This window comes from Prescottella defluvii, assembly GCF_000738775.1.
GTDB classification, from domain to species: Bacteria; Actinomycetota; Actinomycetes; order Mycobacteriales; family Mycobacteriaceae; genus Prescottella; species Prescottella defluvii.
This window is the reverse complement of record NZ_JPOC01000003.1, coordinates 130,849-156,997: the sequence shown is the minus strand read 5'-3', so window position 1 is coordinate 156,997 and position 26,149 is coordinate 130,849. Positions and strand designations below refer to the sequence as shown.

The 26,149-nt window shown below is 69.9% G+C and carries 16 protein-coding genes and 1 riboswitch; of the genes, 3 read left to right on the top strand and 13 right to left on the bottom strand.

What is annotated here, in order from left to right:
* Window positions 1-20 precede the first annotated feature (20 nt).
* From IJ15_RS0101060 to IJ15_RS0101020, 9 genes are all read right to left on the bottom strand, one after another.
* Window positions 21-1,802 (bottom strand): AMP-dependent synthetase/ligase, encoded by a 1,782-nt coding sequence (locus IJ15_RS0101060; RefSeq protein WP_031936499.1) that lies wholly within the window; start codon window positions 1,800-1,802, stop codon window positions 21-23.
* Window positions 1,803-1,844: 42 nt separating this feature from the next.
* Window positions 1,845-3,254 carry an aldehyde dehydrogenase family protein gene (locus IJ15_RS0101055; RefSeq protein WP_051918432.1) on the bottom strand — a complete coding sequence of 470 codons (1,410 nt, stop codon included), beginning with the start codon at window positions 3,252-3,254 and terminating at the stop codon, window positions 1,845-1,847.
* 148 nt (window positions 3,255-3,402) lie between these two features.
* Window positions 3,403-3,696, bottom strand: coding sequence for a SelT/SelW/SelH family protein (locus tag IJ15_RS0101050; RefSeq protein WP_031936497.1), 294 nt, complete (start codon window positions 3,694-3,696; stop codon window positions 3,403-3,405).
* On the bottom strand, window positions 3,693-4,448 hold the full coding sequence (locus IJ15_RS0101045; RefSeq protein ID WP_031936496.1) for a (2Fe-2S) ferredoxin domain-containing protein: 756 nt from the start codon (window positions 4,446-4,448) through the stop codon (window positions 3,693-3,695). Before IJ15_RS0101045 ends, IJ15_RS0101050 begins: the two co-directional genes overlap by 4 nt.
* Window positions 4,445-5,257, bottom strand: coding sequence for an ABC transporter ATP-binding protein (locus tag IJ15_RS0101040; protein ID WP_031936495.1), 813 nt, complete (start codon window positions 5,255-5,257; stop codon window positions 4,445-4,447). The genes IJ15_RS0101045 and IJ15_RS0101040 overlap by 4 nt, the downstream gene beginning before the upstream one ends.
* The gene (locus IJ15_RS0101035) at window positions 5,254-6,312 is read right to left on the bottom strand and encodes a FecCD family ABC transporter permease (RefSeq protein WP_031936494.1); all 1,059 of its coding nucleotides are present in this window, start codon (window positions 6,310-6,312) and stop codon (window positions 5,254-5,256) included. Before IJ15_RS0101035 ends, IJ15_RS0101040 begins: the two co-directional genes overlap by 4 nt.
* Entirely contained in the window at window positions 6,309-7,295 is a 987-nt protein-coding gene (locus tag IJ15_RS0101030; protein WP_051918424.1) for an ABC transporter substrate-binding protein, read from the bottom strand. The genes IJ15_RS0101035 and IJ15_RS0101030 overlap by 4 nt, the downstream gene beginning before the upstream one ends.
* A 31-nt stretch (window positions 7,296-7,326) precedes the next feature.
* A riboswitch (cobalamin riboswitch) is annotated at window positions 7,327-7,511 on the bottom strand.
* 12 nt (window positions 7,512-7,523) lie between these two features.
* Window positions 7,524-8,957 (bottom strand): MDR family MFS transporter, encoded by a 1,434-nt coding sequence (locus tag IJ15_RS0101025; RefSeq protein ID WP_231569378.1) that lies wholly within the window; start codon window positions 8,955-8,957, stop codon window positions 7,524-7,526.
* A 74-nt stretch (window positions 8,958-9,031) separates the two neighbouring features.
* The gene (locus tag IJ15_RS0101020) at window positions 9,032-10,456 is read right to left on the bottom strand and encodes an MFS transporter (RefSeq protein WP_031936491.1); all 1,425 of its coding nucleotides are present in this window, start codon (window positions 10,454-10,456) and stop codon (window positions 9,032-9,034) included.
* Window positions 10,457-10,794: 338 nt separating this feature from the next.
* On the opposite strand from IJ15_RS0101020, the gene IJ15_RS0101015 reads away from it, so the two are divergent.
* Together IJ15_RS0101015 and IJ15_RS0101010 are read left to right on the top strand one after the other, a co-directional pair.
* On the top strand, window positions 10,795-11,679 hold the full coding sequence (locus IJ15_RS0101015; protein ID WP_031936490.1) for a phosphoribosylaminoimidazolesuccinocarboxamide synthase: 885 nt from the start codon (window positions 10,795-10,797) through the stop codon (window positions 11,677-11,679).
* A 1-nt stretch (window position 11,680) separates the two neighbouring features.
* Window positions 11,681-13,798, top strand: coding sequence for a S9 family peptidase (locus IJ15_RS0101010; RefSeq protein WP_031936489.1), 2,118 nt, complete (start codon window positions 11,681-11,683; stop codon window positions 13,796-13,798).
* A 54-nt stretch (window positions 13,799-13,852) separates the two neighbouring features.
* Here IJ15_RS0101010 and IJ15_RS0101005 read toward each other — a convergent pair whose 3' ends face one another.
* The 4 genes from IJ15_RS0101005 to IJ15_RS0100990 are packed head-to-tail and all read right to left on the bottom strand — an operon-like array spanning window position 13,853 to window position 18,147.
* A complete protein-coding gene (locus IJ15_RS0101005; RefSeq protein WP_031936488.1) occupies window positions 13,853-14,497 on the bottom strand; it encodes an isochorismatase family protein in 645 nt (214 codons plus the stop codon).
* Window positions 14,498-14,505: 8 nt separating this feature from the next.
* A complete protein-coding gene (locus IJ15_RS0101000) occupies window positions 14,506-16,200 on the bottom strand; it encodes a (2,3-dihydroxybenzoyl)adenylate synthase (protein WP_031936487.1) in 1,695 nt (564 codons plus the stop codon).
* A 37-nt stretch (window positions 16,201-16,237) separates the two neighbouring features.
* Window positions 16,238-17,005: an SDR family oxidoreductase gene (locus IJ15_RS0100995; protein WP_031936486.1), complete on the bottom strand. Its 768-nt coding sequence runs from the start codon at window positions 17,003-17,005 to the stop codon at window positions 16,238-16,240.
* Complete coding sequence (locus IJ15_RS0100990) at window positions 17,002-18,147, bottom strand: isochorismate synthase (protein WP_031936485.1); 1,146 nt, start codon at window positions 18,145-18,147, stop codon at window positions 17,002-17,004. The genes IJ15_RS0100995 and IJ15_RS0100990 overlap by 4 nt, the downstream gene beginning before the upstream one ends.
* Before the next feature lie 176 nt (window positions 18,148-18,323).
* On the opposite strand from IJ15_RS0100990, the gene IJ15_RS0100985 reads away from it, so the two are divergent.
* Entirely contained in the window at window positions 18,324-26,078 is a 7,755-nt protein-coding gene (locus IJ15_RS0100985) for a non-ribosomal peptide synthetase (protein WP_031936484.1), read from the top strand.
* The last annotated feature ends 71 nt before the right edge of the window (window positions 26,079-26,149 follow it).

Below are 26,149 nucleotides of genomic sequence, written 5' to 3'. Positions count from 1 at the left end.
AGTCGCGTCCGCCGAATTCCTCAGTTCGCGTACAACGCGTCGATCTCGCGGGAGTACTTGGAGTCGATGGGCTTACGCCGCAGCTTCATCGTCGGGGTGAACTCCTCGCCACCCGGTTCCCAGATCATCGGCAGCAGGGTGTACTTCTTGATCTGCTCGACGCGGGAGAGTTTCGCGTTGGCCGCCCCAACCGCGCGGTCGATCTCGGCGCGCACCAGGGGGTTCGACGCGAGATCGCCGGGCGAACCGTTCTCGATGCCGTTACGGGTCGCGAAGGCGGCCGCGGCGTCGGGATCCAGCGTCAGCAGGGCGACGACGTAGGGCCGGTCGTTGCCGATCACCACCGCACCGCCGATCAACGCGCTGGCCGCGCGGACGGCGCCCTCGATGTTCGACGGCGACATGTTCTTGCCGCCGGCATTGATGATCAGTTCCTTCTTCCGGTCCACGATCGTGACGTAGCCGTCGGCGTCGATGGTCCCGATGTCGCCGGTGTGAAGCCAGCCGTCGGCGTCGATGGCTTCGGCCGTCTTGGTGGGGTTGTTCCGATAACCCTTCATGACGACCGGCCCCCTGACCAGGAGTTCGCCGTCCTCCGCCAGTTCGAGCGACGCGCCCTCGACAGCCTGCCCGACGGTGCCGATCCGGACAGCGCCCGGTCGGTTGATCGTGACTGCGCCGGCGGTCTCGGACAGTCCCCACGCCTCCAGGCACGGGATGCCGAGCCCGAGTACGAACTCCAGTGCGTCCGGTGACAACGCGGCAGCCGCCGATATCGCCACGCGTGTCTCGTCCAGTCCGAGTTTCGCGCGGACGGAGCCGAGTACCAGCTTGTCCGCGACGGCATGCTGAATGCGCAGCGACTGCGGGATCGGCGTCCGGTCGGACTCCAGCCGTGCCTTGCGGCGCCCGAGGCCGATGGCCCAGTGCGCCAGACGTCTCTTCGCCGCGCTCGGTTCGTCGGCGAGCGCCTGCTCGATCGCGGCCTTGATCTTGTACCAGATCTGCGGCACGGCGACGAGTACCGTGGGCCGAACCTCCGGTAAGGCCGTCACCGCCTGCTTCGCGTCCTCGAGCGTGGTGATCTGGAGACCGTTGACGAGGTTGGCGTAGTGAAAGAGTCGGTTCGCGATGTGCGCATCGGGCAGGTAGGACACGTATCTGTCTTCCGGCTCCCAATCCACGATAGTTCGCATGGCGTCGTACTCGGCGACGATGTTCGCATGCGTGAGCTCGACGCCCTTCGGTGGCCCGGTGGTGCCGGACGTGTAGATGACGGTGAGCAAGTTGGACGGTTCGACGGCCCGCCACGACGCCTCGAAGTCGAAGTTCGAGTCATCGTTCGCCTCGAGATCCGCCAGGCTCGACGTGCCCAAGGGTGAACCGTCCACGCAGACGATCCGTTCGACGGCGGCACCCTGCGATGCCTCCTGCACGACGGGAAGGAACTTCTTCTCGCAGAACATGATCCGGTTCGCAGCGTTGGTCAGTACGTAGTTCAACTGCTCCGCGGCGAGCGTGTTGTACACCGAGAACGGGGTCGCACCCGCGTGCAATGCGCCGGTGTCGACCAGATGGAACTCGGGCCGGTTGGTCAGCATCAGGCCGACGGTGTCACCATGGCGGACACCCAGTTTAGCCAGGCCCGCGGCGACGCGGCGAACCCGCTCGGCGTACTGGCGCCAGGTGATCGTGACGGCATCGCCGGGGGTGCGGAGCGCGACGGCGTCCGGGTGCCTTGCCGCAGTGGCCTGGAACGCCTCGCACAGGGTCCGCGGTGTCGCTGTCGTACCGGTAGTCATGGTGAGCCTCCTGGATATCGTTGCCGCCGACGGCAACCCGTCTCAGGCCCGGAACATCGTGCGGAGGACCTTGGCTGCCCGGTCGGTGTAGGGCGGGTATGCGAACCGGGGGTCGGGCTTGAACGGTTTGATCAGCACGGCTTTTCGATTGCTCAGTGCCTCGAAGCCCCATTTGCCGTGGTACCGGCCCATCCCGCTGGATCCGACACCACCGAGTGGGAGCTGGGGCGCCAGGACGTGGACGGTGAGATGGTTGACCACCGCGGATCCGGAACTCACTTCGGCGAGCATCCGTCGGCGGGTCCGTGCCGACTTCGTGAACACATAGGCCGCCAAAGGTTTCGGTCGCGCGTTGACGAACGAGATCGCGTCGTCCAGTGAATCGACGGTGAGCACCGGCAGGATCGGCCCGAAGATCTCCTCCTGCATCACCGGTTCCCGGGGATCCGGGTCGACCAACACGGTGGGCTCGATCGTCAGCGTGGCGGGATCGCAGCCGCCCCCGACCGCGATCGTGGCCTCGGTGTTCGCAAGGTATCCCGCCAACCTGTCGAACTGGCGCGAGTTGACGATGCGCAACCCGCGCCACGTCGACTCCGGCCGGAAGTCGTCGAGGCTGTCGATGATTCGCTCGACCAACTCGTCCCGAACAGGGCGTTCGACCAGCACGTAGTCGGCCGCGATGCAGGCCTGGCCCGAGTTGAGCACCTTCGTCCAGGCGATGCGCCGAGCGGTGACCGCGAGGTCCGCGTCGGCCATGACGATCGCCGGGCTCTTGCCGCCGAGTTCCAGGGTCACCGGGGTCAGGGACTGCGCGGCCCCGGCCAGGATCTTCCGGCCGATCTCGGTGCCGCCGGTGAAGACCGCGTGATCGAAGCCCTGGGCGAGCAGGTCCTGAGTGGTGTGTCCGTCACCCTCGACCACCACGACGGCTTCGGCGTCGAGATACTCGGGGAGCAGCCTGGCGAGCAGATGCGACGACGCGGGGGTCAGCTCCGAAGGCTTGACGGCCGCGCAGTTTCCCGCGGACAGCGCGGAGACCAGTGGCCCCAGGGTGACGAGCAGTGGAACGTTCCAGGCTCCGATGACGAGCGCCACTCCGAGCGGCTCGTACTGCACCCAGCCCAGAGCGGGCATCTGATGCAACGGCATCGGACACGGTCGGCTGCGCATCCACCGGCGCACCCGCTTGCGTGCATACCGGGCCTCGATCTTCAGGTCGAGAATGTCGGACATCCAGGATTCGAAGGCGTCACGCCCGAGATCCTGCGCGAGGGCGCCGGTGATCTCGTCCTCGCGCTCGTCCAGCATGCGCTCGATCCCACGCAGTTGCTCGATTCGCCACTGCGCGGTTCTGGTGCGACCGCTCGCGTGAATTTCTCGCAGCCCGGCGACGACTCCGGCGGTGGTATCCGAATCGATGGCGCCGGTCTCTACCCGGTCGGTGGTCATGACGGCCTCAGCTCCGATGTGCGGCGGCACAGCTGTGTCGATGCGGCCGACGCACGACGGGGGTCGGCCGTTTCACGTGGCGCGGTTTCGCCCCACTTGCCTCTGACCAACACTGGTCGCTGATCGAGTGACCGTCAAGCCCTCGAGCTCAGTCGTTGTGCGCGCGATCTGCATGCCCGAGATCCCGGCCCGGCACGACCGCGTCACGCACCAGCTTCTTGAGTGTCACGATGTCGGGGAAGCCGCTGTCGCGCTTGCGATCCCACACCAATCGGTCGCCTGCGGTGATCTGGAAGATACCACCGGTACCGGGAATCATTGCCACCTCGCCCAGTTCGGTGCCGAAGGTGCTCAGCAATTCCTGTGCCATCCATCCGGCGCGGAGCAGCCAGTTGCATTGCGTGCAGTACGTGATGGTGACGCGGGGCGAGGCGAAGGTCATTCCTCCAGGGTCGCAGACGACCGCCGCGCTCCGTGCCACTCGGTGACGGGACGGCCCTCGACGAGATGCTCGTCGACGAATCGATCGACCCGGCCGGCGTGCAGTTCGGAGTACCAGGCGTTGTCCGGATACACCACCGCGACCGGGGCCTGCGAGCACGGGAACAGGCACCCGGTCTGCGTGACGAGGACGTCGTCGTCACTCAGACCGCGGGCCTCGAGCGCGAGGTCCAGTGCCTGCGCCGTCTCCGGTCCGCCGCGGGCCGAGCAGCGCGGGCCACGGCACACCAGCACGTGCCGTGCGAAGCCGGGCACCTCGTCCCATGCGGGTGAGGTCAGGGGAGCGGTGGTCGTGCGGGCCGGGGTGGTGGGTCCCGAGATCGCGGCGTCGAGCAGGTCGGTGTAGTTCGTGGTGTCGGAGAGCGAATTCGCCATCCGCACGTCGGGAATCCGTTCCCCGGACTGCTCGCGCAACCAGTGCCCGACGACGCGGCGGAACCACGCATCGATCTTCCGGTCGAGCACGGTCTGGGCGCTCACCACGACCACCTCGGTCGCGCCGGACGCGGTCGCCTCGTCGAGTGCCGTGGTGACCGATCGCCCCGACCCGCCGAGGACGGCGGTCACGAAGACGGTGTCCGGGTACCGGTCCTGCAGGGCGTGCAGCGCCCCGAGCACCTGGTCGCGCGGATCGGCGCCGCGGTCGGTGGGGGCGGTGACGACCACCCACCGCGCATGTTGGATCGTGTTCATGAGAAAGACCTTTCGGCGGTCGCGTCGACGGTGCCGCACAGCACCACCATCGGACGGCCCGTTCGTGGATGGGGTTGCACCAGGGCGTCGAGGCCGTAGACGTCCGCGAGCAGTTCCGCGGTGAGGACCGACTCGGTCGGGCCCTCGGTGACGACCCGGCCGTCGCGCAGCACCACCAGGTGGTCGCAGTACATCGCGGCCAGGTTCAGGTCGTGCATCGCGGCGACCGTGGTGAGCCCGCGGGCGCGGATCAGTTCGAGCAGTTCCAGTGACGCCGAGACGTCGAGGTGGTTGGTCGGCTCGTCCAGCAGCAGCACGCAGGGCCGTTGCGCGAACGCCCGGGCCAGCTGGGTCTTCTGCTTCTCGCCACCGGACAGGCTCTGCCACAAGCGGTGCCGCAGATGGGTGATGCCGGTGGTCGCGAGGCAGTCGGTGACCAGGTCACCGGTCCCGAGGGCGGCGGGACGTGCCCAGCCCCCGCGGTGCGGGATGGCGCCGAGTGCGACGATCTGCTCCACCGTCAGATCCAGTTCGGTGGCCGAATGCTGCTCCACCAGTGCGACGGTGCGGGCGAACTCGCGGCGGTGCATCGCGGTCGTCACGTCGTCCCCGAGCAGCACCCGCCCGTTGTCCGGGCGCTCGAGTCGGGCGATCGTGGACAGCAGCGACGTCTTGCCCGATCCGTTCGGCCCGATCAGCCCGGTGAACTGCTTCTCCGGTGCCGAGCAGGTCACCCGGTCGAGGATCCGGGCGCCGCCCGCCGACCAGGTGACGTCCTCGACGCGGATCTCGGGGGAGTGGTGGCTCATGCGCGTGCTCCCCGGCGTCGGAGCAGCCACACGAACGCCGGCACCCCGACGACGGCGGTGACGATGCTGATGGGCAGTTCCCGACCGGGCAGGACGGTGCGGGCGACGATGTCGGCCCACACCAGCAGCAGCGCCCCCAGCAGGGCCACCACCGGGAGCAGTCGCGCGTGCAGTGGGCCGACGAGCATCCGGGCGGCGTGCGGCACCACGAGTCCGACGAAGCCGATGACACCGGCCTGCGCCACCAGCGCCGCCGTGCACAGCGACGCCACCGCGTACAGCACCCACCGGGACCGTTCGACGTTGGTGCCGAGGCTCGCGGCGGCACGCTCGCCGAACGCGAACGAGTCGAGCACGCGGCTGTACCCCAGCACGATCGCCAACGTCACCGCGACGACGACCAGGATGCCGACCAGGCCCGACCAGCGCACGCCGGCCACCGACCCGAGGGTCCAGTTCAGTACCCGATGGGCGGCGTCGCGGTCGCCGAGCAGCACCAGCGCCGACGTCAGCGCCGCAGCCAGCTGGCCCACTGCGATGCCGGCGAGAACGAGCCGTCCGGGGAGCAACGCGCCCGACCGCGACGTCGCGATGAGGAACACGAGCAGCAGGCTGGCGAGGGCGCCGACGAACGCAGCCGACGAGACGGCACCGAACCCGAAGGCGCCCACCGCCGTCACACCGGTGGTCAGGGCCAGGACCGCGCCCAGCGACGCGCCCCCGGACATGCCGAGCAGATACGGGTCGGCCAACTGGTTGCCGGTCAGCGACTGCAGCACCGCGCCGCACACGGCCAGTCCCGCGCCGGTGGCCGCTGCCGCCAGCACCCGCGGCATCCGCAGGTCGACGACGATGTGCATCGTGAGCAGGTCGGTGCCCGGGCCGATGCCCAGTCGTCCGGCGATGGCCTCGACGACGGTGCCGATCGACAGATCGGCGGCACCGATCGCGACCCCGGCCGCGCAGCTCGCTGCGAGCAGCGCGACCAGGATCACCGCCCAGCCGGTGCTGGTCGTCGCGGTCGCCCGGGCCGGCGCCCGGGTCGTCGAACTCATGCCCCGCTGCCGCCCAGCTGCCCGGCTACCAGCGCCGCCCCTTCGATCAGTCGGGGACCGGGGGTGCTCGCCGAGAACGGCACCACGACGAACGCGTCGTCACGCACCGCCTTCAGATCCTTCAGCGCGGGGTCGCTGCGGAGGTAGGTCTTCTTCTCCTCGGCCGTGTCCCACGACGCGTCCGCGAGGACGATGATGTCCGGGTTGGCCGCCAGCACCGTCTCCCAGCTGCCGTCGAGCCACGCGCCGTCGGCGTTCGCGAAGACATTGGTGCCGCCGACCGCATCGATGATCAACTGCGGACCGCCCGCATTGCCTCCGACGTACGGGGTGTCGGTGTTGCTGTCGTACCAGAAGATGCTCTTGCCCGTCGCGGGCGCGGCGGACTCGATGCCGGCGAGCGTCTCCCGCATCTGCGCGACGACGGCGTCGGCCTCGGATTCGCGACCGAACAGCGTCCCGTAGTCGGTGATCTCGGTGCCGATCGAATCCCACGACACCGCGGGGCGGGTCGACTTGTCCTTGCAACCGAACGGGGAGACGTAGGTGGCGATACCGAGTTCGTCGAACGACTCGTGGGAGCCGACGGCCTTGTCGTCGAACGCGCTCGAGTACGACGCGAGCACCAGGTCGGGCTTGACCTTGAGCAGCGCCTCCCGGCTGGGGTAGTCCTTCTCGTCGAGCGCCGGGACCTGCGCGTAGGCGGCGGCCCACTGCGGGGCGATGGTGTCGTCGAGGTAGGCCGTGCCGGCCATCCGGTCCTGCGCGCCGATCGACAGGGCGGTCTCGGTGGCACCCTGGTTGAGGGTGACGCCGCGTTCGGCGGGCCCGTCGAGGGTGACGGTGCGCCCGCAGTTCTGCAGGGAGATCGCGGCGGTGTCGGCGTCGGAATCCGACGATCCGCCACACGCGGACAGGATCAGGACGGAGGCGGTGGTGACCGCCGTGGCCGCGAGAACTCGCGGTGAAATATGGGTGCGCAAAGCGACCCGCCTTCCATGACTCGTGGAAAACGTGCAGTTGTGCGTCACGGCCGGTCTCCTGGCTCGGCAGGGATAGCCGTCGGCTACGCCTTCCCGGATGCGTGCGCATCCAGTGGCTGGGGTCGAACCCCTAGTAGTCGACGTACCTGCCCACAGTGGCGAGTACCGCGCCGGCTTCAACCGGACTTCCCGAACACCGTGACAACATCGTGAAGAATAGACGACCGGTCAGGCGGCGTTGTCCGCCTTGTCGGCCTTCTCGGCTCGCGGCATCAGCGCCGACGACACGGCCATCAGGACGGCGATCCCGAACAATCCGAGGAACACCAGGTGGATCGCGTCGGCGAGGTCGCCGGGATCCGGCTCGGCGGTGTCGCCGACCCGCGAGTTGACGAGCGCGCCGAACACCGCGACGCCCACGGCGCTGCCGATGGAACGCGCGAACATGTTGGTCGAGGTCACCACGCCGCGCTCGGACCAGTCGACGCTGGACTGGGCGGCGATCAGCGTGGGCGTGGCGATCAGGCCCATGCCGGAGCCGATGACGAAGCACGTCGCGCCCACGTGCCACACCGGCGAACTGTCCGAGAGCAGCAGCAGCAGCGCGGTGCCGACGATCGCGAGGCCGCTGCCGACCAGCGCGGTCGTGCGGAAACCGACGCGCAGGTACAGCCGCCCGGCCTGGGACGCGGCGATGGGCCAGCCGATGGTGAGTACCGCCAGGGCGAAGCCCGCGACGAGCGCGCCGGTGCCGAGCACGCCCTGCACGAACGTCGGCACGTACGACGTGAGGCCCATCAGGATCGCGCCCACCGACAGCGACACCAGGCTGCTCGCCACCAGCACCCGGCGGGTCAGCATGTGCAGCGGCAGGATCGGATCGGCGACGCGGCGCTCGACGAGCACGAACCCGGCCAGCAGGAGCGCGCCGACCACGAAGACGCCGACACCCATCGGCGACAGCCACTCCCACGCCTGCCCGCCCTCGAGCAGTCCGAGGATCATCAGCGTCGCACCGCCGGTGAGCAGGATCGCGCCGGGGTAGTCGATGCGCCGCCGCACCGCGGTCGTCGTCTCGACGAACTTGCGGTGCAGCATCCATGCCGCGAGTGCGCACAGTGGAATGTTGATGAGGAAGATCCAGCGCCAGGACACGTACTCGGAGAACACGCCGCCCAGCGTCGGGCCGAGGACCGCGGATGCGCCCCACACGCTCGCGATGTAGCCCTGCACCTTCGCGCGTTCGGCGACGGTGTAGATGTCGCCGGCGATCGTGAGGGCCATCGGTTGGACGGCGCCGGCGCCCAGGCCCTGGATCGCGCGGAAGACGATCAGCGCCGGCATGCTCCACGCGACTCCGCACAGCACCGAACCGATCGCGAACAGTGCGATACCGAGCAACATGATCGGTTTGCGGCCGAAGGCGTCGGACAGCTTGCCGTAGATCGGTACCGAGACCGCCTGCGCCAGCAGGTACACCGAGAACAGCCACGGGAACTGCGAGAAGCCGCCGAGATCGCCGACGATCGTGAGGACCGCGGTCGCGATGATCGTGCTGTCGAGCGCGACGAGGGACGTGCTGAGCATCAGTGACAACAGAATCGGGCCGCGTTCCGAGCGCAGTCCCACCGATGTCGTGGCCGTGTCGGTCGTGCCGGTCACCATCACCCTCCCGACGATCGATGCCGGGACGATCCGTCGACGGTGTCCGGGCCCACACTATTTCCGAAACAAGGCTAACGATCCCCGGCGAGTTCGTATGCCCCGGCCCTGGGGAGCACCGCCGCTGCCAGCGCCATCGCGACGGCCGTCCCCAGCGCGACGAGGAATACCAGGTTCATCGCCTCGGCCAGTTCGGCGGTGCCCGGGCTGTCGGTCATCCCCAGGCTCGCGTTGGCGAGCGCACCGAAGACGGCAAGGCCGACCGCGCCGCCGATCGATCCTGCGAACGACACCGTGGAGGTGGCGACGCCGCGCTCGGCCCACTCCACGCTCGACTGCGCGGCGATCAGAGACGGCCCCGACACCAGGCCCATGCCGATTCCGATCACGAAGCACAACCCGGAGACGTGCCACACCGTGGACTGCACGGACAGTTGCGTGGCGATCACGGTGCCGCCGATGACCAGCACCGCACCGGCCAGCACGGTCGCTCGGAATCCGTGCCGCAGGTACAGGCGACTCGATTGCGCGGCGGCGACGGGCCAGCCGAGGGACAGGGCGACCAGTGCGAAACCGGCTATCGAAGCGTCGACGCCGAGGACGCCCTGGGTGAAGGTCGGGATGTACCCGGTCAAGCCGGTCACGAGCGCCCCACCGAACAGCGACACCAGGCACACCGCGACGAGCGTGCGTCGGGTGAGCAATTGCAGCGGCAGGATCGGATCGGCGACGCGCTGCTCCACGAAGACGAACGCGGTGAGCAGAGCCGAGGCACCGGCGAACACCGCGATGCTGACGGGGGAGGTCCACGCCCAGGTGTCCCCGCCCTCGATCAGGCCCAGGATCAGCAGTCCGGCGCCCGTGCTCAGCAGCGCTGCACCGGTGTAGTCGATTCGCCGCCGGGCGGTCGGGGGCCGGTCGGTGAAGTTCCGGACCAACATCCATCCCGCGAGGGCGCACAACGGTACGTTGACGATGAAAATTGCTCGCCAGGAGATGAATTCGGAGAAGAGTCCCCCCATGGTGGGACCGAGTACCGCCGAGACGGCCCACACGCTGCCGAGGTAGCCCTGCACCTTGGCGCGTTCGGCGACCGTGTAGACGTCGCCGGCGATGGTCTTGCCGATCGGCGTGATGGCGCCGGCAGCGATCCCCTGCAGGATCCGGAATGCGACGAGCGCGGACATGCTCCACGCGACTGCGCACAGGACGGAGCTGACGGCCAACAGGCCGATGCCCCACAGCATGACCGGCCGGCGTCCGAGGATATCGGCGAGACGCCCGTAGATGGGAACGGTGATTGCTTGCGCAAGTAGATAACCCGAGAACAGCCACGGTATCTCGGTGAACCCGCCGAGATCGTCGACGATCGTGAGGAACGACGTCGCGAGGATGGTGCCCTCGAGGGCGACCAGCGACGTCGTGAGCATGAGGGATGCCAGGATCGGGCCGCGCTGCGAGCGTAGTCCGACCCCTCCCCGATCAACTGTGGTGGCCATCCACACTCCCGACTGTGTGTATCGATCCGCACTGATTCCTGGGTTGACGAGCCAATTTCGGGAGTATTGCACGGTTTGTGCTGGTCGGCCGGGTAATCATCGGCGGCGCGCATTCGAAACTCGTTGTGCTGCTGCCGGTTCTCGGCCGGCCGGTGCGGATCGATGCGGGCGGCCTCGCGCCGGCACTCCGGTCCGGCTCGCACGGTCGACGCCCGGGTCTTCTCCGCGGCCCGTCCCTGCGTCTCGGGACCCTGGGACGCGGAGTGTCCGGCCGGTACCGACCGGGCGGTCGCGTGCTGTGGGGTGCGCCGATCTGCGGGACCGATAGGGTAGCCAACGTGCGCCCTTCACTCGATTCCTACACCCACTTGGCCGGCGGCAAGGTCCGCGATCTGTACACGATCGACGACGAGCACCTGCTGCTGGTCGCGAGTGACCGGATCTCGGCCTACGACCACGTACTGACCACCCCGATCCCCGACAAGGGACGCGTGCTCACCGCGATGAGCGTGTTCTTCTTCGAGAAGCTCGGTGGCACCAACCACCTGGCGGGCGATCCGCTGGACGAGCGCATCCCCGAGGAGGTCCTCGGGCGTGCCCTCGTGGTCCGCAAGCTGAACATGGTGCCGGTCGAGTGCGTGGCCCGCGGCTACCTCACCGGCTCGGGCCTGGCGGACTACAACGCCACCGGTGCGGTGTGCGGCGTGGCGCTGCCCGAGGGCCTGGTCGAGGCGAGCCAGCTGCCCGAACCCATCTTCACGCCCGCCAGCAAGGCCGACCTCGGTGACCACGACGAGAACATCGACTTCCAGGCTGTCGTCGACAAGGTCGGCCGGGACCTCGCGGTGAAGTTGCGCGAGGACACCCTGGACATCTACTTCCGTGCGGCCAGCTTCGCGCGGGAGCGCGGCATCATCCTCGCCGACACCAAGTTCGAGTTCGGTCTCGACGCCGACCACAACCTCGTCCTCGCCGACGAGGTGCTGACGCCGGATTCGTCGCGGTACTGGCCGGCCGACGGGTACGAGCCGGGCAAGGTGCAGCCGAGCTTCGACAAGCAGTTCGTCCGCAACTGGCTCACCAGTCCCGCGTCGGGTTGGGACCGTGCGTCGGACACCCCGCCCCCGCCGCTGCCGCAGGAGATCGTGGACGCGACCCGCGCCCGCTACATCGAGGCGTACGAGCGCATCTCGGGTCTGTCCTTCGAGGATTGGGTGGGCTGAGATGAGCGCGCTGACTCCGCCGGTCGCCAAGCGGGTGCCCCTCGAACGGACCCATCACGGAGACACGTTCGTCGACAACTACGAGTGGCTGCGGGCCAAGGAGGACCCCGAGGTCATCGCGTACCTCGAGGCGGAGAACGCGTACACCGCGCAGCAGCTCGAGCACCTGGATCCGTTGCGGGAGAAGGTGTTCCAGGAGATCAAGTCACGGACGCAGGAAACCGACATGTCGGTGCCGACGCGGCTGGGCAACTGGTGGTACTACGCGCGGACCGCCGAGGGCAAGCAGTACGGCGTCAACTGCCGGTGCCCCATCTCCGGACCGGACGACTGGACGCCGCCGGAACTGTCGGCCGACACCGCGATGCCGGGCGAACAGGTGCTGCTCGACGGCAACATCGAGGCGGAGGGCCACGAGTTCTTCTCCATCGGCGCCTTCTCGGTGAGCCACGACGGCACGCTGCTGGCGTACTCGGTGGACGTCGTCGGCGACGAGCGCTACACGCTGCGGTTCAAGAATCTCGAGACCGGTGACCTGCTCGCCGACGAGATTCCGAACACCGCGCCCGGTGCGACGTGGGCCATCGACCACCAGCACATCTTCTATCTGACGGTCGACGAGTCGTGGCGACCCGACACCGTGTGGCGGCACAAGCTCGGTACCACGCAGGACCAGGACGTCCAGGTCTTCCACGAGCCTGACGAGCGGTACTGGGTGGCGGTCGGGTCCACGCGCAGCGAGAAGTACCTGATGATCTGGCTCGGGTCCAAGGTGACCACCGAGGGCTGGATCCTCGAGTCGGCGAACCCCGAGGGCGAGTTCCGGGTGATCCTGCCGCGCCGCGAGGGCGTCGAGTACTCCGCCGAGCACGCCGTGGTCGCCGGCGAGGACCGCTTCCTGATCCTGCACAACGACGTGGTCGACGGCCAGAAGGCCGAGAACTTCGTGCTGGCGCAGGCTCCGGTGTCCGATCCCGGCGCGATGGAGATCCTGGTCCCGCACCGTCACGACGTCCGACTCGAGGACATCGACACGTTCGCCGACCACCTCGTGCTCAGCTACCGCCGGGACGTGCTGACCCGGTTGGCGATCTGGCCGCTCAGCGCCGACGGTTACGGCGAGTTGACGGAGATGGAGTTCGACGAGGAACTGTTCTCGGTGGGGCTCGGCTCCAACCCGGAATGGGACCAGCCGACGCTACGCCTGGGATACACGTCGTTCATCACGCCGTCGCGCGTGTACGACTACGAACTGGCGACCGGTGCACTGCTGTTGCGCAAATCGCAGCCCGTGCTCGGCGGGTTCGACCCGGCCGACTACGAGCAGCACCGCGAGTGGGCCGTCGCCGACGACGGCACCCGCATCCCGCTGTCGATCGTGCGGCGCAAGGGGATCGGCGGCGATCCGGCGCCGACGCTGCTGTACGGGTACGGGTCGTACGAGGCCAGCATGGATCCGGCGTTCTCGGTGGCGCGGCTGTCGCTGCTCGACCGCGGCATGGTGTTCGCGGTCGCGCACGTGCGCGGCGGCGGCGAGATGGGCCGGCACTGGTACGAGAACGGCAAGACGCTCACCAAGAAGAACACCTTCACCGACTTCGTCTCGTGCGCACGGCATCTCATCGCAGAAGGTCGTACGACGCCGGCGCAGCTCGTCGCCGACGGCGGCAGCGCGGGTGGTCTGCTGATGGGCGCGGTGGCCAACCTGGCGCCCGAACTGTTCGCGGGCATCCTCGCGAACGTGCCGTTCGTGGATCCGCTCACCTCGATCCTCGACCCGGATCTGCCGCTGACGGTGATCGAGTGGGACGAGTGGGGCAACCCGCTCGAGGATCCGCAGGTGTACGAGTACATGCGCTCCTACAGTCCGTACGAGAACGTCGAGGCCAAGGACTACCCGGCGATCCTCGCGATCACCAGCATCAACGACACCCGCGTGCTGTACGTCGAGCCCGCGAAATGGGTTGCGGCGCTGCGTGCGACGAAGACCGGTGACGCACCGCTGCTGCTCAAGACGGAGATGAGTGCCGGCCACGGTGGCGTCAGCGGACGCTACGAGAAGTGGAAGGAAGTCGCGTTCGAGTACGCGTGGGTGCTCGACACCGCGGGTGCCGCGTAGCGATCGGACATCCCTGCGGGGCGGTCACCGGTAGGTGACCGCCCCGCAGTCGTCTCATACCGGAACGGGCATGGCCAGTGTGGACAGCACGTGCGCAGTCGGGGCCACGACCGCGCAGCGTGCCGCGGCGTAGTCGAGGGCCTGCCGGTGCTCGGCCGCGGAGAAGTCGGCCAGACCGTCCGCGACGAGGAACATCTCGACGTCCTGCATGAAGCCGTCGAGCGCGGTGGTGAGGCAGCCGATGTGCGCGTACACGCCGGTCACGATCAGCTGATCGCGATCGAGGTCCGACAGCCGCTGTCGCAGGTCGGTTTTCGCGAAGGCGCTGTAGCGCCACTTGGTGAGGAGCACGTCCTCCGGTTCGGGGGCCAGCTCGGCGATGATCGCCGTCTCGACGGGATCGGACGACAGGCCCGGACCCCAGAAGTCGCTCAGCAGCGCGCGGTGCTCGGGATCCTGGTCGCCGGGTTGAGCGGTGTACACGATCGGCACACCCGCGGCCCGGCACGCCGTGCGGATCGCGTCGACGTTCGAGATCATGGTGCGCGCCGGATCGGCGGTGCGGTCGAACGCACGGATGAAGTATTCCTGCGCGTCGTGGACCAGCAGGACCGCGCGGTCCGGGTCGATGCGCCACGGGGCCCGGTTCGCGGGCAGTTCGGTGGGCATCGGGTAGGAGACGGAGCGGGGCAGGGACATGGGTGTCCTTAACTGTCGTTGGCGGGCTTCGTGGTGAAGGTCGATTCGAGAGCTCGACGTAGTTCGGTGCGGCTGACCTTGCCGACGCCGGTGACGGGGAAGTCGGTCACGAACGCGAACCCGTCGGGGATCTTGTAGGCGGCGAGGCCGCGCTCGCGCAGGAACGCGCGCAACTCGACGGCACGCGGAGGGGTGGCAGTGTCCTCGCCGTCCTCGCCGACCACGAAAGCGAACGTGCGCTCGCCCAGGTACGCATCGGGTTTCGGGACGACCGCGACGTCGCGCACCGCAGGGTGGGCCAGCAGGTGGTTCTCGATCTCCTCGGCCGCGACCTTCTCGCCGCCGCGGTTGATCTGGTCCTTCGCCCGGCCCTCGACGACGAGGTGCCCGGTCTCGGTGAGCCGCACCCGGTCCCCGGTGCGGTAGAAGCCGTCCGGGGTGAACGACGCCCGATTGTGCTCCGGCGCAGCGTAGTAGCCGCGGATCGTGTACGGGCCTCGGGTGAGCAGGTTCCCGACGGCACCGACCGGGACCGGCCTGTCCTCGTCGTCCACCACCCGGACCTCGTCGTCGGGGCTGATCGGCTGGCCCTGTGTCGTGACCACGACGTCGTCGGGGTCGTCCACTCGGGTGTAGTTGACCAGGCCCTCGGCCATTCCGAAGACCTGCTGCAGCGCGCAGCCGAGTTCGCCCCGCACCCGGCGGGCGGCCTCGGCGCTGAACTTGGCGCCGCCCACCTGCAGCACTTCGAGGCTGGACAGGTCGAACTTCTCGCGGGCGGGCGACGACATCCACGTCAGCGCCAGCGGTGGGACGAGCGACGCGATCGTGATCCGCTCCCGCTCGATCAACTCGAACGACGTCGACGGAGTGGGATCCGGGGCCAGGACCACTCGGCCACCGGAGTGCAGGACGCCGAGGATGCCCGGCGAGCTCATCGGAAAGTTGTGTGCGGCAGGCAGGCTCACGAGCATCCGGGTGTCGGGGGACAGGGCGCAGATCTCGGCAGAGGCGCGCACCGAGTACAGGTAGTCGGCGTGGGTGCGGGGGATCAGCTTGGGCACCCCGGTCGTGCCACCGGACAGCTGCAGGAAGGCGATCGAGTCCGGAGCGGGCGAGAACGGCCGGGGCCGTTCGGTCTCAGTGCGCAGTTCGGCCAGCGGGACGAACCCGGTTCCATCTCCGGCGTCACCGACGACGACCACCACGGGCGGACGCTCGGACCCGGCAACGATCTCGCGGGCCAGGGTCCGGTAGTCGAATCCGGCGTGCCGGTCGGCGATCACGTAGGCGGCGGCGTCGGTGAACTCGCAGAAGTAGCCCACCTCCGCCCGGCGGTGCGCCGGCAGCGCGAACACCGGCAGTGCGCCGATCGTGAAGACCGCGAACAGCAGCTCGACGTACTCCGGCATGTTCGGTATCTGCAGCACCACCCGGTCTCCGGGGCGGATGCCGAGGCGTAGCAGCCCGGCGGCGAGGACGCCGGCGTTGTCGTTAAGTTCGCGGTAGGTGAGGGTGCGACGGACGCCGCCCTCACCGGTACCCGTCACCGCCGTGTGGTCGGGGTACTGCGCGGCCCGGGCCGGAAGGAACCCGGCGAACGTCTCGTCGGTCCAGTACCCGGCGTTCCGGTAGCGCTGGGCGAATTCCGGGGGATACGGTTCGACGCCTGCCAGGGGGGTGCGCCGCAGAGCGGTGGTCAACTCGCTCTCCTTTCGGGTGTCGTGGCCGGTTCGATGCTCACGCGCGGAGCGTGGCCCCGCCGTCCACATAGAGGGCCTGCATGGTGATGTGCCGGGCGCGTTCGGACAGCAGGAACTCGACGGAGTCCGCGATGTCCGCGGCGGCGGCGATGCGCCCGAGGGGGATGCCGACCTTGAATTCCGCGAGGTTGCCCTCGATCGCGCCGCGCGCGCCGGCGTCGTCGGTGGGATCGGGCCACAACCCGCGTTGCATGTCGGTGTCGGTGGAGCCGGGGGCCACCACGTTGACCCGGATGCCGTACTGCGCCAACTCGAGACCGGTGATCCGCGCGATCATCGTTGCGGCGGCCTTGGACGCCCCGTACGCGCCCATCCCGGCGCGCGGGACACCTGCGGCGTTGGAGCCGACGACGACGATCGCACCGCCGTGCCCCTCGCGCATCGACGTGCCCACCGTGCGCAGGACGTTGAGCAGGCCGGTCACGTTGACGTCGAACACCCGCTGCCAACTGTCGGGCGCACTGTCGAGAACCGACCCGGTCTCGAGGACCCCGGCGACGTGGGCGAGGCCGCGCAATGGGCCGTGCTGCGATTCGACCGCGGCGACGGTCTCGGACACCGCGGACGCGTCGCGGATGTCGACGCAGTGGGCCGCCACGCACGCCGGACCCACCAGGGCCCGCGTCTCGGCGGTGGCGTCGGTGTCGCGGTCGAGGAGCGCGACCCGCCAGCCCCGGTCGGCCAGTGTCATCGCGGTGGCGCGGCCGATTCCCCGGCCCGCGCCGGTGACCAGGCACAGGTTCATCGGCCGACTCCCAGGGCGTCCAGGACGGTGGTGAACTTGGTGGTGGTCTCGGCCAGTTCGTCCTCGGCGACGGAGTCGGCGACGATGCCGCCGCCGGCGTACGCGGTCAGTCCGGTGCCGTCGGCGTCGATCCGGGCGCACCGGATGGTCACCATCCATTCGCCGTCGCCGCGTTCGTCGCACCAGCCGACGGCGCCGGCGTAGAAGCCGCGGTCGCTCTCCATCTCGCGGATCACGTCGAACGCGTCGACGGTGGGGGTGCCGCAGATGGCCGGGGTGGGGTGGACAGCGAGGGCGAGATCGAGGGCCGTGATCGACGGATCGCGCAGGACGCCGTGGATCGGGGTGCCGAGATGCCACAGCTGCGGGGTGTGGGTGAGTGTCGGTCGGGTGGGAATGTCGAGGTCGCTGCACAGCGGGTCGAGGCGACCGCGTATCGCGTCCACGACGTACCGGTGTTCGCGCAGGTTCTTGGCGGACGTGCCGAGCGCGCGGCCCGACTCCCAGTCGGCGAGCGGGTCGTCGAGGCGCGGCGCCGATCCGGCGAGGGGATGGCAGCTCACGGCGGATCCCTGCTTGCGGATCAGGACCTCGGGGCTCGAACCGACCAGCCACTGGTCGGAGTGTTCGTCGCCCGCCGCCGACAGGTCCACGCAGTACCCGTTGCCGGCCGGATCGTTCGCGATCAGATTCTGCAACAACCCTTCCGGCTCGAGCGGGCCGTGGGCCCGCAGCCGCAGCGCACGGGCGAGCACGACCTTGAGGAGCGGGTCGTGCTCGTCCCGCAGTCGCGTCAGGGCGGCACGGACACGGGCGACGTGCTCGCCCTCGGCGGGGAGATGCTGTTCGACGCTGCATGCGGGGAGCGCTGCCGCCGACATACTGCGCCAGGGCTTCTCGGTGCGCCACAACAGGGCGGGTTCGACGAGCGCCGACGGCGCGTCGGAGGCGAACGGGATGGCCCCGGTGAGCGCCGACACGTCACCCGCGCGCAGGGCCCGCGCGGCCTCCGTGGCGTCGTCGAACCGACGCAGGACACCTTCCGCGCGGATGCTGCCCTGAGGCCGGGAGAGTGTGAAGGGGGCCGCGGTGGTCCGTCCGGCCCGATACGGCGCGGGAGCTGCGGCGACCGGTGCAGGCATGTGCACTCACCTTTCGGTAGCGGTGGCGGGGATCGATCGGACGTGATGCGCCGACTCGTAAGAACATATACGGTTAGCCTAACCTTTGGTGCTCTTCGGTTGCGGTTGGTCCGATCCGGATGCCGCGTGAAGTGTTACAGCGCAAGTGGATTCGCATCCAGGACAGGAGATCGTCAGTGGCTTCGACCGGCCCGGTGGCCTCGGCATTCCCGTTGACTCGAGCCCAGGCCGGCGTGTGGTTCGCTCAGCAGTTGGACCCCGGCAACGCGATCTTCAACACCGCCGAATGTATCGAACTCCACGGTGACGTGAAGGTCGAGCGCCTCGTGGCCGCCGTTCGGGGTGCCGTCGGGGAGGCCGAAGTACTCACTGCCGCAGTGGAGATCGAGTCCGACGGATCGGTGTTGCTGCGTCCCGGTGCGCACACGCTCGGGCCGGTTCCCGTCGTGGACCTGTGCGATCGCGACGATCCGTGGGGCGCGGCGCAACTCCGCATGTCCGCGGACCACGGCCGGGTCATCGATCCGCGCACCGAATCCTGTGTACGGGCCCAGGTTTTCGTACTGGACGACCGTACAGTCCTGCTGTACCTGTGCATTCACCACCTCGTGATCGACGCGTACGGATTCGGGTTGCTGATGCGCCGGATCGCCGACATCTACACCGCCGAGGTGCGGGGCGAGGGGCGTCCTGCCTGCAAGTTCGCGCCGCTCGGCCCCGTCGTCGCGGAGGAGCGGGCGTACCGGGAATCGGGAGACTTCGAGGTCGACCGGGCGTTCTGGACCGGCTACCTCGACGACGTCGAGAGCGCCGTCACGCTCGCCGAGAGCGGGGCGGGGATCGCCCGCCGATCACGGGGAATCCGCCTGACCCTCGACGCCGACCGGCAGCGCGGGCTGTCCGCCGTCGGCAAGGCCGCCCGGGCGAGCTGGGGAGACGTGATCACCGCCGCGGTGGCCGCCTACCTGCACGGAGCGAGCGGGCGCGGCGACGTCGTCGTCGGCTTCCCGGTGATGAACCGATTGGGCAGCGCGTCGATGGCGGTGCCGATGTCGGCGGTCAACGTCGTGCCCCTGCGGCTCGCGCCGACCCCGGGCCGGACCGTCGCCGACCTCGTCGAGCAGGTGCGGGATGCGATCGGTCTGTGCCGCAGCCACTATCGGTACCGCGGCGAGGACATCCAGACCGATCTGCGGCTGCCCGCGGGATCGGCCGGTGTGGTGGGGCCGTCGATCAACGTCAAGCCCTTCGGCGACCGGTTGCGGTTCGACGACCTGCATGCCGCGGTGCACTCGGTGGCACGTGGACCGCTCCAGGACCTCATGGTGACCGTGCGCCCGCTCGACCACGTGGGCGGACTCGAGGTGTGGGTCGACGTCGACGCCGAGCGCTACACCGAGACCGAACTGGCCGTCCATGCGCGCCGGATCGCGCACCTGATCGAGTCGGTCGCGGGCCTCGCCGAGCCGCGGGTACCGCTCGCGCGACTGCCGATCCTGCTGCCCGACGAGCGGGCCGCGCTGCTCGCCGCCTCGGCGGGGCGGACCCTGCCCGTCCCGGCCGGGGCGACGCTGCCGGACCTGCTGCAGGCCCAGGTCCTGCGCGACCCGCACGCGCCGGCGGTACGCGACGACGTCACGGCGTTCACGTTCGGGGAACTGGCATCCCGGGCCAGGCGGCTGGCCCGGGTCCTGCTGACCCGGGGGCTCGGTCCGCACCGCCGGATCGCCGTTGCGCTGCCGCGCGGCGCAGACACGGTGGTCGCGCTGTTCGCGGTCCTCGAGGCGGGTGGCACGTGCGTCCCGATCGACCCCGACCATCCCGCCGAACGGATCGGGCACGTGCTCGCGGAGACGGCGCCGGGATGCGTCATCACCGGCGGTGCTGTGGCGCAGCGCATTCGATCCGCCGCGTCCGAAGCTGGACTGGACGACGTCCTGCTCCTGGATCGCCTGGATTCGGGCTCGGGGGAGGACGGGCCGCTCACCGCCGCCGAGCGCGGGCACGATCTGCACGACCTCGACGTCGCCTACGTCATCCACACGTCCGGGTCCACGGGCCGGCCCAAGGGAGTGGAGGTGCCACACCGTGGCGCGGTCAACCTCTTCCACAGCCACCGCGACCGGGTGTTCTCGCGGGCCTGCCGGGTGGCGGGCCGGGACCGGCTGCGGGTGGGGCACGCGTGGTCGTTCGCCTTCGACGCGTCGTGGGGCCCGCACCTCTGGATGCTCGGCGGGCACGAACTGCGTGTGGTGGACGAGCCGACGCAACGCGACCCCGAGCGTCTCGCATCGCTCGCGCGGGACGAGGGCTGGCACTTCGTGGAACTGTCGCCGTCGCAGCTCGAGTACATCGTCGACGCGGACCTGCTGCCCGGCGACACCGTCCCGACACTCGGCTTCGGCGGCGACGCGGTGAGTGCGAACCTGTGGCGGCGGCTACGGGAACGCGGTGGCACCGCCTTCAACTTCTACGGCCCCACCGAGGGCACGGTCGACGTGGTGGTCGCGGAGATCTCCGACGCGGCCGACCCGGTGATCGGCACACCCGTCGCGAACCTGTCTGCCTACGTGCTCGATACGGGTCTGAACCCGGTGCCGGACGGGGTGGACGGCGAACTGTACGTGGCCGGTCCCGGTGTGGTGCGCGGCTACCTCGGTGCCCCGGGACCGACGGCGTCGCGGTTCGTCGCGAACCCGTTCCGTACCGGCCCCGGCGACGACGGCCGGATGTACCGGACCGGGGACGTGGTGCGCCGGACGCGCGACGGGCAGATCGTCTACCGCGGCCGCAGCGACCACCAGGTCAAGATCCGTGGCTTCCGGGTGGAACTCGGTGAGGTGGAGGCGGCACTGACACGTCTGCCCGGCGTGACCCGAGCCGTCGCGGTGACCCGGCCCGACCCGTCGGGATCGGCGCAGCTGGTGGCGTACGTCGTCGGCGGCGACGGCGATCATGCGGCCGCCCGGACCCGGGTCGCGGACTGGCTTCCGTCGTACATGGTGCCGGCCGCGTTCGTGTTCCTCGATGCACTGCCCCTGACATCCAACGGCAAGCTGGACCGGAAGCTGCTGCCGGAACCGGACTTCGGCGCCCACGCCTCCACCCGCGGTCCGTCCACCGAACTCGAGCGGGTGCTGTGCGCGCTGATCGCGGACGTGCTCGGACTCGACACCGTCGGAGTCGACGACGACTTCTTCCTGTTCGGCGGTCACTCGCTCGCGGCAGCGAAACTGATCGCACGGGTGCGCGATGCGGTCGGTGTGGAGCTGCCGATCCGCGTGGTCTTCGACAACCCGACCGCCGCCGGCCTCGCGGGGCACTGCGGCGTCGCCGCTGGTCGGACTCGACGTCCCGCGGTGCACCGCGCCCCGCGCGGCCCGCTGTCGCCGCTGTCGGCGGCACAGCAGCGACTGTGGTTCCAGTTCCGGCTCGAGGGACCGAGTTCCACCTACAACATTCCGGTCGCGCTGCGGCTGCGTGGTGTCCCGGACGTCGATGCCCTGCGCGCTGCGACCGGTGCGGTGCTGCGCCGGCACGAGGTGCTGCGCACCGTGCTCGAGGACATCGACGGGGTGGGCATGCAGCGGGTGTGCCGTGTGCCGGAGACGGTTCCGTTCGACGTGGAACACGTCCCCGCCGACCGCCTGGACGCCGTCCTCGCCGATGCCGCACGGTACCCGTTCGATCTGGACCGGGAATTCCCGATCCGGTTGCGACTGCTGGTGACCGGCGACCACTCGGTGCTGCTGGTGCTGGCGCACCACATCGCGAGCGACGAGTTGTCGACGCCGCTGCTGATGCGCGACCTCGGTGCCGCGTACGGAGCCGCCCGCACGGGGCGGCCACTCGACCGGGTCGACCTGCCGGTGCAGTACGCGGACTTCGCGGTGTGGCAACGTGAACTGCTCGGCGCCGCCGACGACCCCGAGAGCGTGGCCTCCGTCCAGCACGGCTACTGGAGCGCGCGCCTGGCGGGCATGCCGGAGGAGCTGGCGCTGCCCACGGACCGGCGCCGACCGTCGACGTCGACGTTCGCAGGTGGACTCGTGGAACGCAGCGTGTCCGCCGGTACGGGCCGCGGGCTGCGTGAGGCGGCACGGTCGGCGGGCGGATCGATGTTCATGTTGACGCACACCGCGGTCGCGGTGGCACTCGCCGGCAGCGGCGCCGGCGAGGACGTCGTGCTGGGCACGCCCACCGCAGGCCGGCCCGCCGCCGAACTCGACGAGTCGGTGGGATTCTTCGTCAACCTGGTGGTCCTGCGCACTGACCTGTCGGGCGATCCGACGCTCGCCGAACTGGTCGCACGGGTGCGTTCGGGTGATCTCGAAGCGTATGCGCACCAAGACCTTCCGTTCGACCGTCTGGTGGACGCGCTCAACCCGGAGCGTTCGGCGGCCCGGCACCCGCTGTTCCAGGCGCTGGTGCAGCACCGGATGCCGCCGGTGGTGACCGAGTTCGCGGAGCACGACCCGAGCGTCGTCACGATCGACACGGGCGCCGCGATGTTGGATCTGACCTTCGACGTGATCGAGGCGCCGGACGGGGGTCTGCGCGTGCGGATCGAGTTCGCACACGACCTGTTCGACGCCGCCACCGTGGACGCGCTCGCCGCTCGCGTGGTCCGGGTGTTCGAGATGCTCGCCGGTGATCTCGACACCCGACTGTCCGCGGTGGATCTGCTCGGCCCGGACGAACGCCGTCGGCTGAGCGCCGGTGGGCTGGTCCCCGTCTCCGCCCCCGGACTCGACGATCTCGCGACGACGGCGGAGGCGTTCATCCGTCAGGTGACGCTGACACCGGATGCGGTCGCCCTCGCCGACGGGGACGACCGGATCACGTTCGCGGACCTGCGGCGCCGGGTCGACCGGTTGGCCCGGCATCTGATCGCCCGGGGCGTCCGCCCCGAATCGGTCGTGGCCCTGCGGCTTCCGCGAGGCACCGACATCGTGGTCGCGGCGCTGGCGGTGTGGCAGGCGGGCGGGGCCTACCTGCCTATCGACCCGGCCTACCCGCCGGAACGCATCGCGCACATGCTCGCTGACGCCGCACCGGTCCTGGTCCTCGACGAGGCCGGGCTGGCCGCCGTCGATCCCACGCTGCCCGACGGCCCGATCACGGCCGGCGAGCGACGCGGAATTCCCCGCCCCGACAACGCCGCGTACGTCATCTACACCTCCGGGTCGACGGGCACGCCCAAGGGCGTCGTGGTGCCGCACCGCGGTGTGCTGAATCTGATGGCGACGCAGCGTCGCCGGACGTTCGGTGCCGCCGACGAGCGCCCGCTGCGGGTCCTGCTGACTTACGCGCTCGCGTTCGACTCCGCGATCGACCCGCTGCTGTCGATGCTCGCCGGGCACACCCTCCACGTGCTCGATGCCGACCTGGCCGCGGACGCGGCCGGCATCGTCGACTACGTGCGCCGCCACCGCATCGACGCGGTCGACTGTGTGCCACTGCTGATGTCGGAACTGCTCACCGCGGGTCTGCTCGATCCGGCGTCCGCGCATCGACCGTGCCTGCTGTCCGTCGGCGGCGAGGCCGTCTCGGCCGAGCTGTGGGCGTCGCTCGCGGCGTCGGGCGAGGCCCGCGCCACCAACATGTACGGGCCCACCGAGTGCACGGTGGACGCGACGATCGGCGACATCGGCGGCCCGAAGGTGCACATCGGCGGTCCCGTCGACGGTGCCCGCGTCCACGTGCTGGATTCCCGAATGCGCTTGGTGCCGAGTGGTGTTCCCGGCGAACTCTACGTCGGTGGACCCGGCGTCACCCGGGGGTATCTCGACCGTCCCGGACTGAGCTCCGGTCGATTCGTCGCCGATCCGTTCGGGTATCCGGGCGAACGGTTGTACCGCACCGGGGACCGGGTGCGCTGGATCGCCGACGCCTCCGGACCGGTCCTGGAATACCTCGGCCGCACCGACGACCAGGTGAAGATCCGCGGCTTCCGGATCGAACTGGGCGAGGTGGAGGCGGCGCTCGCGTCCCACCCGGCGGTGGTGGCCGCCACCGCCGTCGTCCGCGAGGACGACCCCGGCCGTCGGCGGCTGGTCGGCTATGTCGCGGTCTCCGGGACCGTGGACGGGGAGGGCCTGCGCGCCCACTTGGCGTCGCGACTGCCCGAGCACATGGTCCCGGCCGCCGTCGTGGTGCTCGACGCGTTGCCCGTCACCCCCAACGGCAAGGTGGATCGCCGGGCGCTGCCGCCACCGGACTTCACGGCGTCCGGCAGTGCGCGCGATGCCGCCGGCGACCTGGAACGTCGCCTGTGCGCGGTGGTCTCCGACGTCCTCGGGCTCGACGACGTCGGCCCCGACGACGACTTCTTCTCCCTGGGTGGCGATTCGATCGTCTCGATCCAGCTGGTGTCGCGGGCCCGTGCGGCGGGCGTGCGCTTCACGGCGCGGGACGTATTCGAGCACCGGACCGTCGCGGGACTGGCACGGGTCGCCGAGATCGAGTCCGATGCCACCCCGATCGACCCCGCCGCCGGGTGGGGGACGGTGCCGGCCTCGCCGATCGTGCACGATCTGCTGGACCGAGGCGGGCCGTACGCGCGCTTCGCGCAGTCCCGGCTGCTGCGCGCGCCGTCCGGGCTCACGGTGCACACCCTGACCGAGGCGGTCCAGGTGCTCCTGGACACCCACGACGCGCTGCGCGCCTCGTTCGACGATCGGGAGAGGACGTTCGAGATCCCCGGTCCGGGAACGGTGGCCGCCGCGGGGGTGGTGTCCCGAGTTGACATCTCCGGGCTGGTCGGCGAGGACCGTCGCCGGGCGGTGCACGACGCGACCGAGGAACTGTACGGCGCGCTCGATCCGTCCGCCGGCGCGATGGTGCGCGTGGTGCTGTTCGACGACGGCGACACCGACCCGTTGGTGGCGGTGGTGATCCACCACCTCGTGGTGGACGGCGTGTCCTGGCGGATCCTGGTGCCGGACCTCGCCGACGCGTGCGCGGGCAAGCCCCTCACCGCGGTGGGGACGCCGCTACGCACGTGGTCCCGCGGGCTCGTCGACGCCGTGGCCGACCGCCGCGGAGAACTGCCGCTGTGGCGCACCGCGGTCCGGGCGCCGGAGCGGGTGACGATCGGCACCCGGCCGGTGGACCGGCTGCGCGACACCATGTCCCGAACGGCGACCGTCGAGGTGTCGGTGCACACCGAGGTCACGGAGGCGCTGCTGACGACGGTGCCGGAACGCTTCAACGCCCGGGTCGACGATGTCCTGCTCACCGCGCTCGGCCTGGCCGTGGCCCGGGTGTACGGCCGCGGTTCGCTCCCGGTTCACCTCGAGGGGCACGGTCGGGAGGAGCAGGCGGTGTCCGGGGCGGACCTCGCGCGGACCGTCGGGTGGTTCACCACGCTGTACCCGGTGCTGGTCGACGTCTCCGACGTGGACGTGGTGGCGGCGTTCAGCGGTGACGGTGAGGCCGGGGCGGCGCTGAAAACGGTCAAGGAGCAACTCCGCGCAATCCCGGACAGCGGAATAGGTTTCGGGATGCTGCGTCATCTCGATCCGGAGTCGGCGGCGGAGCTGGGTGGTACCGAGCCCGAGATCGGCTTCAACTACCTGGGGCGCTTCACACTCGGTGAGGACGCCGGCGGCGTGTGGACCAGCGCGCCGGAGGCGGGCGCCTTGGGGGCTGCATCGGACGGTGCGATGCCGGTCAGTCACGCCGTCGAGATCGGTGCCGTCACCGAGGACACGGCGGACGGCCCCGTGCTGCGGGCCACGTGGGGCTACAGCCCCGACGTGGTTCCGGCTTCGACCGTGGACGCGTTGGCGACGGCGTGGGCCGAGGCGCTGCACGCGCTCACCGGCCACGCCGCGACGGTGGACGCGGGCGGGTTGACGCCGTCGGATCTGACGCTCGCCGACATCGATCAAACCGAGATCGACGAGTTCGAGATGGAATTCCTGTGATTCCGCCCCGCGAGCACGCCCTTGGAACGACGCAGAACTTCGGTTAGCCTAACCAACTAATCTGAGCGACC